This window comes from Pantoea sp. UBA6567, assembly GCF_002434165.1.
GTDB lineage: Bacteria > Pseudomonadota > Gammaproteobacteria > Enterobacterales > Enterobacteriaceae > Pantoea > Pantoea eucrina.
This window is the reverse complement of record NZ_DJJN01000006.1, coordinates 1500647-1515765: the sequence shown is the minus strand read 5'-3', so window position 1 is coordinate 1515765 and position 15119 is coordinate 1500647. Positions and strand designations below refer to the sequence as shown.

Sequence of the window (15119 nt, the reverse complement as noted above, 5' to 3'; positions counted from 1 at the left end):
GCCGGGGCAGTAAAAGGATAAGGTTGATGTTGTCTCTGTTGTTTCATTGGTACAAGCGTCGCTTCAGCGATCCGCAGGCGATTGGCCTGCTGGCGATCCTGCTGGCGGCGTTCTGCATTCTGTTTTTCTTTAGCGGGCTGCTGGCGCCGCTGCTGGTGGCGCTGGTGCTGGCTTATCTGCTGGAGTGGCCCGTAGTGCGGCTGCAGCGTATCGGCTGCAGCCGCAGCTGGGCAACCAGCATCGTGTTAATACTCTTCGCCGGCATTCTGCTGGTTATGGTACTGATAGTGGCGCCGGTTGCCTGGCAGCAGGGCATTAACCTGACGCGCGACCTGCCCAACATGCTCAATAAACTCTATATCTCAGCGGCTGCGCTGCCACAGCGTTTTCCGGCGCTGGTGGATGCAGGCATTATCGATATCATCGTAGAAAATCTGCGCAGCCGCCTGACCGGCCTGGGTGAATCCCTGGTGCGCTATTCGCTGGCCTCGCTGGTCGGTCTGATGACGCTGATGATCTATCTGGTGCTGGTCCCGCTGATGGTGTTTTTCCTGCTGAAAGATAAAGAGCAGATGCTGAATGCGGTGCGGCGCGTGCTGCCGCGTAATCGCGGGCTTGCGGGCACGGTATGGAAAGAGATGAATCAGCAAATCACCAACTATATTCGCGGCAAAGTGCTGGAGATGGTGGTGACAGGCGTCGTCAGCTGGATCGCCTTTTTAGTGCTGGGGCTCAATTACGCGCTGCTGCTGGCGGTGCTGGTGGGCGTTTCGGTGCTGATCCCTTACGTGGGCGCGCTGGCCGTTACGCTGCCAGTCATTGGCGTCGGGCTGTTTCAGTGGGGGCTTAGCAGCGATTTCTGGACGCTGATGGTGGTGTATCTGGTGATCCAGGCGCTGGATGGCAACGTACTGGTGCCGGTGCTGTTTTCAGAAGCGGTAAATCTGCATCCGCTGGTGATTATTCTCTCCGTGGTCATTTTTGGCGGACTGTGGGGCTTTTGGGGCGTATTTTTTGCTATTCCGCTGGCCACGCTGGTAAAAGCGGTTGTACGCGCCTGGCCGGAAACCACGCCGGAACGGCAGATCGCAGAGTAAGAAATAGCGGGAAGCGGTGCGCAGCAAAGGCGCACCGCTTTTGATCAGGCAGACTTCACGTAATCAAGCACGATATCGTGATGGTCTGCGGTTTTAAAGCTGTCGAACACCTTTTCCACTTTACCATCCTGACCAATCAGGAAACTGATGCGGTGGATGCCGTCGTAGCTTTTGCCCATAAATGACTTCTCACCCCAGACGCCAAACTGCTCGCACACCCGGTGATCTTCATCAGAAAGCAGCGTGAAATTCAGCAGCTCTTTCTCAACAAAACGGGACAGTTTTTCCGGCTTGTCGGTGCTGATACCCAGTACCTCTACGCCCGCTTTTTTCAGCTCGTCCATGTTGTCACGCAGGCCGCAGGCCTGAGTAGTACAGCCTGGCGTCATCGCTTTCGGGTAGAAATAGACCAGAACACGCTGTCCCTGGAAGTCGGCCAAATTTACTTGTTCGCCATCCTGATCGGGCAAGCTAAATTTCGGTGCGGTATCACCGGCTTTCAGTGGATTCATCACAACTCTCCGTTTTTTGTTCATGCTGCGGGTATGACACCCGGCAGTGCCTGCTGGCTGGCCGGACGTTTACCTCAGGGTTATTTCACAACACGTTATGCTGCTGCAACAGAGTGTGTGGCGAAATAACCCGGAGCCTGATTACAGGACATTGCTGCTGTCGTCGGTGACACTATAGAGGCGAATTGAGCCTTGTGCATGCAGTTCTTCACACAGCTGATTAAACGCCTGCTCTATCGATGCGCTTACCCGGTTTGCCGGACTGTGTGCTGTCATCTGAATATAGAGTACCGGCTGTTCATTGTCCTGAGCCGGGTTAATACGCGACACCAGCTCAGCGATATTCAGCTGATGTTTATCGAGCAGATCGGTAAAGCGCTCAATGATGCGTGGCGAATCCGGCACTTCTACCTGAATCCGGACCGTCACCGGCATCGGTGGCGTCGCGCGCGCGTTCGTGCGCTTCATTACGATCAGCAGCTCCAGCTCAGCGCCTTTCATGGGCAGCGTGGATTCAATCAGCGTAATGGCGTTCCAGCTGCCGGAAAGCAGCATAATAAAGGTGAACTCATCGCCGAGCATCGCCAGACGGCTATCTTCTATATTGCAGCCGCAACTGCTGACGTGGCGGGTAATGGCGTTAACGATACCCGGACGATCGACGCCAAGAGCAGTGATGACCAGATGATGCGGCTGTGGCTGCGACAAAATGAGTTTTCCTGTACGTTCGCTAATAACTATAAGGTAAACATAAAAAAAACTGCTGACAAGCGCGGGAATGGGCTGGCTCGCTTGCTTTTCTTTGAAGGTAAAACGTAACATGAGGCACTTGTTTGTCGAGGGGATAGCCCATGTTCACCGGAAGTATTGTTGCACTCATTACGCCTATGAATGACCAGGGCCAGGTTTGCCGCCCGAGTCTGAAAAAACTGATTGATTATCATGTCGCCAGCGGAACCGCAGCGATCGTTTCTGTTGGCACCACCGGCGAATCTGCAACGCTCAGCCATGAAGAGCATGGTGACGTGGTGATGCAAACCCTGGAGCTGGCCGATGGCCGTATTCCGGTTATCGCCGGAACAGGCGCTAACGCCACTGCCGAAGGGATCTCTCTGACAAAACGCTTTACCGGCACCGGCGTGGTCGGCTGCCTGACCGTGACGCCTTATTACAATCGTCCGACTCAGGAAGGGCTTTACCAGCACTTCAAAGCGATTGCGGAAAGCACCGATCTGCCGCAGATGCTCTATAACGTTCCGTCGCGTACCGGCTGCGATATGCTGCCGGAGACCGTGGCGCGCCTGGCTGAAATTAAAAATATTATCGGTATTAAAGAAGCGACCGGGAACTTATCGCGGGTTTCACAGATCCAACAGCTGGTTGGTGACGAGTTCATTATTGTCAGCGGCGATGATGCCACTGCGCTGGATTCCATGCAGCTGGGCGGCAAAGGCGTCATTTCTGTCACCGCTAACATTGCGGCGCGTGAAATGGCTGAACTCTGTGCGCTGGCGCAGGAAGGCAAATTTGCCGAAGCGCGTCACCTGAATCAGCGTCTGATGCATCTGCACCAGACGCTTTTCTGTGAGCCCAATCCTATTCCGGTAAAATGGGCCGCAAAACAGCTGGGATTGATCGCGGATGACACGCTGCGCCTGCCAATGACGCCGCTGACCAGCGCGGGCCAGGAAAAAACGGCGCAGGCACTTATCAAAGCGGGTCTGCGTTAATTTAGGGAGAATCAATGAGTTTTTCAGTTAAGCGCTCGACGCTGGTAACGGTAGCAGGTCTCTCCACTCTGATGCTGCTGACAGCCTGTTCCAGCGATCAGCGTTACAAGCGCCAGGTAAGCGGCGATGAGTCCTATCTTCAGACGCCTGAACTGCGCGATCTGAACGCGCCGGCAGGGGCAATACTGCCGATACAGAACGGCGACTATGAGGTTCCGCATCGCGTAGCTAATGGCGCGCTGGGTAAAGCACTCGATATTCGTCCGCCGGCGCAGCCGCTGGCGCTGATGAACGGTACTCGCGCGCAGTTCACCGGTAATACCGGCGTACTGGCGCTGGAAAGCAGTCGCGGTTCTATCTGGTCACAGGTGGTCAACGTGGTGCAATCCTACAAGTTCCCGATTGCCCAGCGTAACGATGCCGGGCAGCAGCTCACCACCGACTGGGTGCAGTGGAACCGCGCAGATGAAGATAATCAGTATCGCGGCCGCTATCAGATCAGCGTGCAGAATCAGGGGTATCAGCAGGTCCTGACGGTGCGTCTGCTTGAGCTGCAGCAGCAGGGTGAGACGGTGACGTCACCGGCACAGGTTCAGCGCTATACCGGCCAGATGCTCAACGATCTCAGTACCGGTCTGGATAAGATCGATACTGCCAGTCAGGATGCTGCCGCCGGACGTGCGACCGGACAGATCGACGTCCAGAGCGGTGCAGATGAAACCGGCCTGCCGCTGCTGATCCTGCGCTCGCCGTTTAACGTCACCTGGCAGCGACTGCCGGCGGCGCTGCAGCGTGCTGGCATGGAAGTGACGGATGACAACCGTTCGCAGGGCAGTCTGAAAGTGACCTATAAGCAGCCGGGCAGCAGCGCGTTTGACGCGATTGGCGCCAAAGATCCGGAGCTGCCGAACGGTGACTATAAGCTGCAGGTAGGCGACCTTGATAACCGCAGTAGTCTGCAGTTTATCGATCCTAAGGGTCACGTGCTGACCCAGGCGCAGAACGATGCGCTGGTGGCCGTCATGCAGGGCGCACTGAATAAATAATTGTGTAAAGGCCGGAGATTCTCCGGCCTTTTTGTTTTGATTTTGGCATAATGGCGCCCGGCGAGGTAAACGATTGCGTCACGCAGTCGTCGCGCGGTGGAACACCGCTGAACACGGGTTATTTCATGTCTGGAGTTAACAAGATGCAAAAGCGAGCTGAGTTGTATCGCGGTAAAGCGAAAACCGTATACAGTACCGACAATCCGGATTTGCTGGTACTTGAGTTCCGCAACGATACATCAGCAGGAGACGGGGCACGAATCGAACAGTTTGATCGTAAAGGCATGGTAAACAACAAGTTTAACCACTTTATTATGACCAGACTGCAGGAAGCGGGCATTCCTACTCAGATGGAAGCGCTGCTGTCTGATAACGAAGCGCTGGTGAAAAAGCTGGAGATGGTGCCGGTAGAGTGCGTGATCCGCAACCGCGCGGCCGGATCGCTGGTCAAACGCCTTGGGGTGGAAGAGGGCATGCTGCTCAGTCCGCCGCTGTTTGATCTCTTCCTGAAAGATGACGCCAAACATGATCCCATGGTCAACGAGTCTTACTGCGAAACCTTTGGCTGGGTCAGTAAAGCGAACCTGGCGCGTATGCAGGAGCTGACGTATAAAGCCAACGAGGTGCTGAGCAAACTGTTTGATGATGCCGGTCTTATCCTGGTCGATTTCAAGCTGGAGTTTGGTCTGTTTAACGGCGAAGTCACGCTGGGCGACGAGTTCTCACCCGATGGCGCGCGTTTGTGGGACAAAGAGACCATGGACAAAATGGATAAAGACCGTTTCCGTCAGAGCCTCGGCGGCGTCGTGGAAGCGTATGAAGCTGTAGCACACCGCCTCGGAGTCAAACTCGACTAAACCGCATTATGCGGCAGGTGCTATCGGGTCGTCTCTGCAGACGGCCCTTTTTTATATCCGTCATCTGCCTGCCTGCAACGCTGGTGATTATGCCTGGCGCCATCTAAAATCATGCCTATCTGAAGATAAATAAACAGGAGCAGGCCATGCGCTGGCAAGGGCGTCGTGAAAGCGACAATGTGGAAGATCGTCGCGGCGAATCATCAGGTTTTGGCGGTGGCGGGCGACAGATCCGGCTTCCGCGCGGGAAAGGCGGCATTATCCTGCTGGTCGTTGTGGCGGTGGCCGGATATTACGGCTATGACCTTACCGGACTGCTGGGCGGCGGTGGCAGCGCACCGGTGCAGCAGCGCCAGGTGGACTCCGCGCAGGATAACGAGGCGGCGAAATTTACCTCGGTGATCCTCGCGACAACCGAAGATACCTGGGACAAGCTGTTTAAGCAGATGAACAAACAGTATGTGCCACCAAAACTGGTGATGTATCGCGGCGTGACGCGCACCCACTGCGGAACCGGCCAGGCGGCGATGGGGCCGTTTTACTGTCCGGCTGACCAGAGCGTCTATATCGACCTCTCTTTCTATGATGAGATGAAAACCAAACTCGGCGCAGGCGGCGACTTTGCGCAGGGCTACGTCATTGCGCATGAGGTGGGTCACCATGTGCAGAAGCTGCTGGGTATTGAGCCGAAAGTACGTGAAATGCAGCAGGGCGCCAGTGAGAAACAGGTGAATCAGCTGTCGGTGAAAATGGAGCTGCAGGCGGACTGCTTTGCCGGCGTCTGGGGCCACTATATGCAGCAGCAGAACATTCTGGAAGTGGGCGATCTGCAGGAAGCGCTTAACGCGGCCGAAGCGATTGGTGACGACCGCCTGCAGCAGCAGAGCCAGGGGCGCGTAGTGCCGGACAGCTTTACGCACGGCACATCTGAACAGCGCTATACCTGGTTTAAACGTGGTTATGACGGCGGCGATCCGGGCCAGTGCAACACCTTCGCCACTAACTGATGTCCTGTGCGGTTATCACGGCGGCGATGCAGCAGGCAGGCATCCGCCGCTTAGCGGTTATAGCAGGTGATGCAGAGTGGGCGCGCGAGCAGGCCGGTCTATGGCAGCAGGCGCTGCCGGGTGACTGGATCACGCTCAGCAGCGCCTGCGACCTGACGCCGCACGTTGCCCCGACAGCGCTGCGAACGCTGCTGGGACGTGAATTTACCCATGCGCTATTCGATGCGCGGCACGGCTTTCACGCTGAGGCTTTTGCCGCGCTGGCCGGTACGCTGCGCGCCGGCAGCTGGCTGCTGCTGCTGACGCCGCCGTGGGAGAGCTGGGCGACAGCTGCCGATGCGGACAGCCTGCGCTGGGCCGATGTCGCAGAGCCCATCGCCACGCCCCGTTTTATACATCGCCTGCAGCAGCTGATGCTGAAAGATGACGAGGTGCTGCTGCAGCGCCAGCATCTGCCGGTACGTCAGCCGGCCGCAGGTTTCTGGCCGCGCTGGCAATGCCAGGCGCCACAGCAGCAGGCGGCTATTCTTGCTCAGCTGCAGGCGATCGCTTCCGGGGTGGCGGTGGTTACCGCACCGCGCGGGCGCGGCAAGTCGGCGCTGGCCGGCATGCTGGCACGTAATACAACGCACGCGCTGGTCACCGCTCCGGCGAAGGTGTCAACAGAGGTGCTGGCGCAGTTTGCCGGCGAGCAGTTTTCCTTTATGGCCCCTGATGCGATCCTGCAGCAGCCGATCGATCCGCTGCCTGCATGGCTGATCGTTGATGAGGCAGCCGCGATCCCGGCGCCGCTGCTGCAGCAGCTGGTTGCACGCTTTCCGCGTGTGCTGCTGACCACAACCGTGCAGGGGTACGAGGGCACCGGACGCGGTTTTTTGCTGCGCTTCTGCGCCACCCTGCCTGGCGTTCACTATTTCACGCTGGATGAGCCCCTGCGCTGGTGCGCACAGGATCCACTGGAGCAGTGGCTCAACCGCGCGCTGCTGTTTGAAGAAGCGGACCGCGCCGCGCCGGCATCAGAAATCACGTTATACCGAGCGATGCCGGATGCGCACCCCGCCGCGCTGGAGGCGGGCTATCGTCTGCTGGCAAGCGCGCACTATCGCACTTCGCCGCTCGACCTGCGCCGCCTGCTGGACGCGCCGGGGATGCAGCTCTGGCTGGCTGGCGCAGCAGAGAGCGTGGCCGGTGCCCTGTGGCTGGTTGAAGAGGGCGGACTGGATGCAGAACTGGCGCAGGCTGTCTGGGCCGGCACGCGTCGCCCGCGCGGTAATCTGGTCGCGCAGTCACTGGCGGCACACGCCGGTTTCAGCGCGGCGGCGACGCTGCGCTCTCTGCGTATCAGCCGCATTGCGGTGACGGCCGCCCGCCGTCAGCAGGGCATTGGCCGGGCGCTGGTTTCACAGGCGCGTCACCAGGCGGCCGGCTGTGATTTTCTCTCGGTGAGCTTTGGTTACACGGCGGCGCTGTGGCGCTTCTGGCACGCCTGCGGCTTTACGCTGGTGCGGGTCGGATCGCAGCGTGAAGCGAGCAGCGGCTGCTACGCCGCAATGGCCATCTGCGCACTGACGCCGGCCGGGAAACTGCTGCAGATGCAGGCGGCGCAGCGTCTGGCGCGCGATGCCGTCTGGCTGAACGATCTCATCGATTTGCCACTGCCAGAGGAAGCGGGGCTGTCGCAGGATATTAATGAAGAGGATGTGGTGCTGCTGGCAGGTTTTGCCTGGGCACAGCGCCCGTTCGAGGCGAGCTATGCGGTGCTGCAGCGGCTGGTACGCATACAGCCACAGCCGTTAATGCAGGCCATACTGCTTCAGAAACAGACGCTGAGCGAGGCGGGCAGCAGCGCCGGTCTCAGCGGCCGCAGGGCGGTGGTACAGCGGCTGCGTCAGGAGACGGCTGAGGCGCTTGAACGGCTCGATCCGCAGGCAGCGCAGGCCTGGCAACAGCGGCTGACGTTGTTGCAATAAATCAGCGCTCTTGTTCAAATTTTCCCGGTATCACTCTGCTGGCTGCGGCGTATAGTGAATACAGGAGGTCAGTATGGCTTTACGATATGTTGTTGTTCAGCAGCCGGTGCAGGCTGCTCAGCTTTTTTTGCTTTACCATGGCGCTGATGATAACCCTGATGCGATGGCACAAATTGGCACATGGTTTGCTGAGGCGTTTCCGGACGCGCAGGTGGTGTCAGTAGGTGCGCCTTATACCGGTAATGTGCCGCAGGGCCGCCAGTGGTTTATGGACTATCCCGCTCAGGATCGCTCGCCGCAGCAGTGTGTCGATGCGGTCATGCCGCTATTTATCGAGTCTGTCCGGCACTGGCAGCGTACTGCTGGCGTCCGGCCCGAAGCGACGGCGCTGGTCGGGTTCTCGCAGGGCAGCACCATGGTTCTGGAGGGCGTCAAAGCGCAGCCGGAGCTGGCGGGACGGGTGGTGGCGTTTAGCGGGCGCTATACCACGCTGCCGGAACGCGCCAGCAGGCGTAATACCATTCATCTCATTCACGGCGATGATGACGAACAGGTACCGCTACAGCATGCTGAAGCGGCGAACCAGCGTCTGACCGAGCTGGGCGGCGATGTGACGCTGGATGTGGTGAACGATCTGCCGCATGCGATAGATGAACGCAGCATGGCGCGGGCGCTGCATCATCTGCGCTATACCATACCGCGCCGCTATTTTGATGAAGCATTGAGCGGCGCCAAACCAAACGACGACGATGTTGTGATGTTTCTGTAGGGGCGGCATAAATGCCGCCCCTGCAACCAATCCGCCCCCTACAATAACCCGTAGGGGGCGCATTTATGCGCCCCTGATGTTTTTACGCGCCCCTGGCCTATTTTTTCTTTGGCCAGTCATCTTCATCATCCCACTTATCGTTGAAATCACGATGCGGAGGTAAATCCGGCCGGTTATCCATATATTTCTTATGATCGATGCGCTTGAGATCTTTATAGACGTTCATCAGTACGCCCACCATCAGCACAATCACCAGGATCCACCAGTACTCTTTTAACCACTCCATGCCCCGTCTCCTTGTTTATGCGGTCAGGCAATCAGCTGCTCCATAATGCGCTGATACATGCGGCTCAGCAGCTGCAGATCTGACGCTTTGACGCACTCATTGATTTTATGAATTGTGGCGTTAACCGGGCCAAGCTCCACCACCTGCGCTCCCATACGGGCAATAAAGCGTCCGTCAGAAGTGCCGCCCGTGGTCAACAGCTGCGGCTTAATTTCATTATAGTGCGTTACGGCGTTTACCACGGCGTCAACCAGCCTGCCGCGTGACGTCAGGAAAGGCTGTCCGGAAACGGTCCACTCCAGCGTATAGCGCAGCTGATGGCGGTCCAGCAGTTCCGTCACGCGATCTTTAATCATCTGATCGGTCAGCTCGGTGCTGAAGCGAAAGTTAAACTGCACAAAAAATTCGCCGGGAATAACGTTATTGCTGCCGGTACCCGCCTGCACATTCGCAATCTGCATGCTGGTTGGCGGAAAGAATGCGTTGCCCTGATCCCACTCGGTGGCCACCAGCTCATTCAGCGCCGGCATGGCACGGTGTACCGGATTATCCGCCAGGTGCGGGTAGGCGACATGTCCCTGCACGCCGTGCAGCGTCAGGTTTGCGGTCATTGAACCGCGCCGGCCGTTTTTCACCACATCCCCGACGATCTCTGTACTGGAGGGCTCACCCACCAGGCAGTAATCCAGCCGTTCATGACGCGCCATCAGGCGCTCCACCACTTTGACCGTGCCGTTGACCGCGCTGGCCTCTTCATCGGAGGTGATCAGAAACGCCAGGCGGCCCTTGTGCTGCGGATGCGCAGCGACAAAACGTTCAGCGGCGACCACCATCGCTGCCAGCGAGCCCTTCATATCGGCGGCACCGCGCCCAAACAGCATGCCGTCGCGGATAGTGGGCTCAAACGGCGGGTTGATCCAGCGGTTTGCATCACCGGGCGGTACGACATCAGTGTGTCCGGCAAACGCTAAGGTTTCACCGTGACCGCGCGTGGCCCAGACGTTCAGCGTGTCATTAATATGCATCTGCTCAATCTGAAAACCGATCGCCTCCAGGCGGGCGATCAGCAAGGCCTGACAGCCCGCATCATCCGGACTTAGCGAAGGGCGACGGATGAGCTGCTGAGCCAGCTCAATAACCGGACAGAACATGTTATGACTTCTCCTGAATAAAAGCGTGGTAAAGATCGGCGCTGTAGCCCGGCAGCAGGCTGCCATCGGGGGCGGCAAGCAGCGGACGTTTAATGATGGCAGGCTGTGCCAGCATCACGGCGCTGGCGCTGGCGGCATCCTTAATCGCGGCACGTTCTGCTTCCGGCAGCCTGCGCCAGGTGGTACCGCGCGTATTCAGCAGGGCTTCATAGCCAAGCCGATCGATAAAGTGCTGCAGCAGCGCGGCATCCAGTCCATCCGCGCGATAATCGTGAAACCGGTAGTCGATGCCGGACGCGGTTAGTGCATTGCGCGCTTTTTTTACGGTGTCGCAATTTTTGATTCCGTACATCACCCACTGCGCTGTCATAGCTGTTTCCCGTTCTGCAAAAAAATCTGCGCGCGAGTTTACCACAGCGGGGTGCGCGCGGTGAGCGTCAGTGGATATTGCCTGCATTTTTCATCATCTGCGGCCTTTAATCGAAAACGCTAATCAGGACCAGTAAGCGCTTTCATTCTGAGCGCAAACTGCCCGCTGTCTTATTATCAGGCCGGTAAGGATTATCTTAATCACGGAATTGTGCTACAGAATGAAAAAAACATTATTTTTCATTCTGAACAGAAGCTTGCAGAAATGTGCATTACGGCACAAAAAAGAAAAATTGCAGCTTTTCCCCGCGTCTGCCGATAGTGATAAGAGGTGGAAACGTATTCACCTGCAGAAAAAAGCGGCGTACAATTGCCATCACAATAAGAGAGGTTGTTATGGTTGAACATGAACTGGGGAACTGGAAAGAATTTATCGAAGCGATGTTACGTAAGTAACGCGTGACGAGGAAAGCAGGGCGTTTCCCCCCTTGCTGTAATTCTGACCACACACATCAATAGAGCCGCCGGGAGCTTCTCCCGGCGGCTTTTTTCATGCCGGCTAATCGTGCGGTTTCTCACGCAGCGGAAAGCGACGCCGGACCAGCACAAAGAACAGGGGTACAAAGAAAATAGCCAGCAGCGTGGCTGTCAGCATACCGCCCAGAACGCCGGTCCCTACCGCGTGCTGACTGCCTGAACCCGCGCCGCTGCTGATCGCCATTGGCAGGACGCCAAACATAAAGGCAAGTGAAGTCATTAATATCGGACGCAGGCGCTGACGCGAGGCTTCCAGAGTGGCCTCCTTTAACTCACGGCCTTTGCTGTTGATCTCATTCGCAAACTCCACGATCAGAATCGCGTTTTTCGCCGAAAGCCCGATCACCGTCAGCAGCCCGACCTGAAAATAGACATCGTTTTCCAGTCCGCGCAGCCATGTTGCCAGCAGAGCACCGACAACACCCAGCGGCACAACCAGCATCACCGAAAAGGGAATAGACCAGCTTTCATAGAGCGCAGCGAGACACAAAAACACCACCAGCAGCGAAATAGCATAGAGCGCCGGGGCCTGCGCGCCGGATAATCGTTCCTGATAAGATGCGCCGGTCCACTGGAAGCCTACCCCGAGCGGCAGCTGCGCCACCAGCTTCTCCATCTCATCCATGGCGGTTCCGCTGCTGACGCCGCTGGCCGCTTCGCCAACAATTTCCAGCGAGGCGTAGCCGTTATAGCGCTCCAGGCGCGGTGAGCCGGTTTCCCAGCGGCTGGTGGCAAACGCAGAGAAGGGCACCATGCCGCCGCTGCTGTTGCGCACGTACCATTTATTGATATCGCCGGGCAGCATACGAAACTCCGGTGCCGACTGCACATAGACCTTTTTAACCCGGCCGCGATCGAGAAAATCATTCACATAGGTCGATCCCCAGGCGGTAGAGAGGGTCTGGTTGATGGTGTCCAGCGAGACGCCGAGCGCCTGCGCTTTGCGCTGGTCGATATCGATCTGCAGCTGCGGCGTATCGTCCAGGCCATTATGCCGCACGCGCGACAGCGCCGGATCGGCTGACGCCAGCGCCAGCAGCTTATCGCGCATCGCCATCATCTGCGTGTGCCCGATACCGCTGTGATCCTGCAGCTGCAGATCAAAGCCCGAGGAGCTGCCCATGCCGCTGATGGCCGGGGGGCTGCTGGCGACCACGCGTGCTTCAGCAATCGCGGCAAATGCGCGGGTAGCGCGCTCAATAATGGCAAAAGAGGTGCGGTCGTCACCGGGACGTTGATCCCAGGGCGTGAGGCGGACAAACAGCCGCGCCACGTTCTGACCGTTGCCGCCAGGCCCGGATCCAATGGTGGCAAACACGGACGTGACGTTCTCTTTTTCCGCCGTAAGGTAGTAACGTTCAACTTTCTCAACCACGCGGGAGGTCTGCTGCAGCGTTGAACCCGGCGGCAGCTGAATCTGCGTCATAAATACGCCGCGATCTTCCAGCGGCAGAAAAGAGGTCGGCAGACGCAAAAACAGAAAAGCCATCAGGCCGATCAGCGCGGCATAGAGCAGCATCCAGCGGCCACTCTGGCGCAGCAGTCGCGCAACGCCCCGTTCGTAGCGCTGAGTGCTGGCGTTAAACGCGCGGTTAAACCAGCCGAAAAATCCGCGCTGACCGTGATGTTCACCCTGTTTCAGCGGCTTAAGCAGCGTGGCGCAGAGGGCGGGCGTCAGGATCATCGCCACCAGTACTGACAGCACCATAGCGGAGACAATCGTAATGGAGAACTGGCGATAAATGGCACCCACCGTGCCACCAAAAAAGGCCATCGGGACAAAGACCGCGGAGAGAACCAGCGCAATGCCCACCAGCGCGCCCTGTATCTGCCCCATCGATTTGCGCGTGGCGGCCCGTGGCGATAACCCTTCCTCGCTCATGATGCGCTCAACGTTTTCCACGACCACGATCGCATCATCAACCAGCAGGCCAATGGCCAGCACGACGGCAAACATGGTCAGGGTATTAATACTGAAGCCGCAGATATAGAGCACGGTAAACGTACCCAGCAGCACCACCGGCACCGCGATAGTGGGGATCAGCGTGGCGCGAAAATTCTGCAGAAAGAGATACATCACCAGAAACACCAGCAGGATCGCTTCCAGCAGCGTTTTGACGACATCTTTTATGGAGGCCTTAACAAAAGGCGTGGTTTCAAATGCGATTTTCGCTTCAAGGCCGGGGGGAAAATAGTGTGCCAGCTCCGCGACGCGGGCGCGAACCAGCCGGTCAGTATTCATCTCATTCGCGCCGGAAGCCAGCTTAACCCCCAGGCCTGATGCGGACTGACCGTTATAGCGACTCAGGTAGTCATATTTCTCTGCGCCCATGGCGATACTGGCAACATCACCGAGCGTGACAACTGCACCGCTGCCGCTGCTTTTTAAGGTAATGGCGCGAAACTGCTCCGGCGTCTGCAGCATGGACTGCGCGTTGACCGTGGCATTCAGCGCCTGCTTCTCTACCGACGGCAATCCGCCGACCTGGCCGACGGCGACCTGGGTATTTTGTGACTCAATCGCCTGAATGATATCGGCGGTCGTGAGCGCATAGCGCGTCAGTTTGACGGGATCGAGCCAGATGCGCATAGCGTACTGTGACCCATAGGCATCCACCTGACCGACGCCATCGATGCGGCTGAGCGGATCCTGGATGTTACTGGCAACGTAATCAGCAATATCCTGCTTATCCATGCTGCCATCGGTGGAGACAAACGCAATCATCAGAATGTTGCTGTCGCCGGTTTTATTAACATTAACCCCCTGCGCCTGAACGGCGGCCGGAAGTTTGCGCAGTGCGCTCTGCAGCTGGTTCTGCACCTGCTGACGCGCCTCATCGGGATCGGTACCGGCGAGAAAGGTCAGCGTAATCTGCACCTGGCCGGTATTGCTGCTGTTGGAGGACATATACATCAGATTATCGATGCCGGTCATATTCTGTTCGATAACCTGCGTAACGGTATTCTCCAGCGTCTGGGCAGAGGCGCCGGGATAATTGGCCGTGATGCGGACATTGGGCGGAGCAAGATCCGGATACTGTTCAACCGGAAGCGAGGTGATAGCCAGCGTGCCGCACAGACAGAGTAAAATCGCCAGAACCCAGGCAAATACCGGGCGGTCGATAAAAAAGTCCGACATAACTCTGTTACTCCTCAGCGGCAGCTTGTCATTATTATATGAGCAGCGCACGGCTGGCGCGCTGGCAGGCGAGGCGGGCACACTCTGCAGGCGCCTGCCCGCTTTACTTTACGCGGTGTAAATCAGAGAAACGTGGAGTAATTATGGAAGAAATGTAAATGTTGCGCGGCCGGACGGCTCAACCGGTGCCGTACTGCTTTACCTTTCCCGGCAATACAGACATTAATCTGGCTAAACATTAAACAGATTTACCGACCGCCTGGCCTGGTTTGCACAGGCTTGCCAATACTTCTCCTGTCACCCGCTATTTTCTGCCACTCAGGAGATCCTTATGAAACGAGCTACTACCCTCTTTGGTGCGGCCCTGCTTGCCACCGCAAGTTTTTCCACGCTGGCTGCTACGCCGCTGAGCGAGGCGGATGCCCAAAACATGCAGCCTGCAGGCACCATATCGGTCAGCGGCGTGCGCGGCACGCTGGATGACGCCACCCGCCAGCTGTCGCAAAAAGCGGAAGAGATGGGCGCCACACACTTTCGCGTCATTGGCGCGCAGAATCCTGGCGACTCCAGCCTCTGGAACGGCAGCGCTGAAATCTATCGCTGATGCGTTATCCGGGAGCTGCGCAACCGGGCATTTCCCGGCCCGATT

At 57.7% G+C, this 15119-nt stretch carries 15 protein-coding genes; 9 read left to right on the top strand and 6 right to left on the bottom strand.

Annotated elements, in window-relative coordinates:
• The first annotated feature begins 26 nt into the window (after nucleotides 1-26).
• On the top strand, nucleotides 27-1097 hold the full coding sequence (locus B4M48_RS13215; RefSeq protein ID WP_039379532.1) for an AI-2E family transporter: 1071 nt from the start codon (nucleotides 27-29) through the stop codon (nucleotides 1095-1097).
• Nucleotides 1098-1141: 44 nt separating this feature from the next.
• Here the strand turns inward: B4M48_RS13215 and bcp are convergent, their stop codons facing one another.
• On the bottom strand, nucleotides 1142-1609 hold the full coding sequence (gene bcp, locus B4M48_RS13210) for a thioredoxin-dependent thiol peroxidase (RefSeq protein WP_039379530.1): 468 nt from the start codon (nucleotides 1607-1609) through the stop codon (nucleotides 1142-1144).
• Between the two features lie 141 nt (nucleotides 1610-1750).
• Nucleotides 1751-2317, bottom strand: a complete 567-nt coding sequence (locus B4M48_RS13205; RefSeq protein ID WP_283341283.1) for a glycine cleavage system transcriptional repressor — start codon at nucleotides 2315-2317, stop codon at nucleotides 1751-1753.
• Nucleotides 2318-2460: 143 nt separating this feature from the next.
• Between B4M48_RS13205 and dapA the strand changes: the two genes are divergently transcribed.
• From dapA to ypfH, 6 genes are all read left to right on the top strand, one after another.
• Nucleotides 2461-3339 (top strand): 4-hydroxy-tetrahydrodipicolinate synthase, encoded by an 879-nt coding sequence (gene dapA, locus B4M48_RS13200; RefSeq protein ID WP_071667911.1) that lies wholly within the window; start codon nucleotides 2461-2463, stop codon nucleotides 3337-3339.
• A 14-nt stretch (nucleotides 3340-3353) separates the two neighbouring features.
• Nucleotides 3354-4385, top strand: a complete 1032-nt coding sequence (gene bamC, locus B4M48_RS13195) for an outer membrane protein assembly factor BamC (protein WP_071667912.1) — start codon at nucleotides 3354-3356, stop codon at nucleotides 4383-4385.
• 143 nt (nucleotides 4386-4528) lie between these two features.
• Nucleotides 4529-5242, top strand: a complete 714-nt coding sequence (gene purC / locus B4M48_RS13190) for a phosphoribosylaminoimidazolesuccinocarboxamide synthase (RefSeq protein WP_039385608.1) — start codon at nucleotides 4529-4531, stop codon at nucleotides 5240-5242.
• Nucleotides 5243-5388: 146 nt separating this feature from the next.
• Entirely contained in the window at nucleotides 5389-6249 is an 861-nt protein-coding gene (ypfJ, locus tag B4M48_RS13185; RefSeq protein ID WP_039379523.1) for a KPN_02809 family neutral zinc metallopeptidase, read from the top strand.
• Nucleotides 6249-8219, top strand: a complete 1971-nt coding sequence (locus B4M48_RS13180; protein WP_283341285.1) for a tRNA(Met) cytidine acetyltransferase TmcA — start codon at nucleotides 6249-6251, stop codon at nucleotides 8217-8219. Before ypfJ ends, B4M48_RS13180 begins: the two co-directional genes overlap by 1 nt.
• 73 nt (nucleotides 8220-8292) lie before the next feature.
• On the top strand, nucleotides 8293-8988 hold the full coding sequence (ypfH, locus tag B4M48_RS13175; RefSeq protein WP_071667914.1) for an esterase: 696 nt from the start codon (nucleotides 8293-8295) through the stop codon (nucleotides 8986-8988).
• A gap of 97 nt (nucleotides 8989-9085) precedes the next feature.
• On the opposite strand, the gene B4M48_RS13170 is transcribed toward ypfH, so the two are convergent.
• Genes B4M48_RS13170 through B4M48_RS13160 form a run of 3 tightly spaced genes read right to left on the bottom strand, consistent with a single transcriptional unit; the run spans nucleotide 9086 to nucleotide 10795 of the window.
• Nucleotides 9086-9274: a YpfN family protein gene (locus B4M48_RS13170; protein WP_039379517.1), complete on the bottom strand. Its 189-nt coding sequence runs from the start codon at nucleotides 9272-9274 to the stop codon at nucleotides 9086-9088.
• Between the two features lie 23 nt (nucleotides 9275-9297).
• A complete protein-coding gene (dapE, locus tag B4M48_RS13165; protein ID WP_039379515.1) occupies nucleotides 9298-10425 on the bottom strand; it encodes a succinyl-diaminopimelate desuccinylase in 1128 nt (375 codons plus the stop codon).
• 1 nt (nucleotide 10426) lies between these two features.
• Nucleotides 10427-10795 (bottom strand): ArsC family reductase, encoded by a 369-nt coding sequence (locus tag B4M48_RS13160; protein WP_071667924.1) that lies wholly within the window; start codon nucleotides 10793-10795, stop codon nucleotides 10427-10429.
• A gap of 395 nt (nucleotides 10796-11190) precedes the next feature.
• Between B4M48_RS13160 and ypfM the strand changes: the two genes are divergently transcribed.
• Nucleotides 11191-11250, top strand: a complete 60-nt coding sequence (ypfM, locus tag B4M48_RS18045; RefSeq protein WP_104085366.1) for a protein YpfM — start codon at nucleotides 11191-11193, stop codon at nucleotides 11248-11250.
• A gap of 103 nt (nucleotides 11251-11353) precedes the next feature.
• On the opposite strand, the gene acrD is transcribed toward ypfM, so the two are convergent.
• Nucleotides 11354-14470: a multidrug efflux RND transporter permease AcrD gene (gene acrD / locus B4M48_RS13155; protein ID WP_071667915.1), complete on the bottom strand. Its 3117-nt coding sequence runs from the start codon at nucleotides 14468-14470 to the stop codon at nucleotides 11354-11356.
• A gap of 331 nt (nucleotides 14471-14801) precedes the next feature.
• On the opposite strand from acrD, the gene B4M48_RS13150 reads away from it, so the two are divergent.
• On the top strand, nucleotides 14802-15074 hold the full coding sequence (locus tag B4M48_RS13150) for a DUF1471 domain-containing protein (protein WP_071667916.1): 273 nt from the start codon (nucleotides 14802-14804) through the stop codon (nucleotides 15072-15074).
• The last annotated feature ends 45 nt before the right edge of the window (nucleotides 15075-15119 follow it).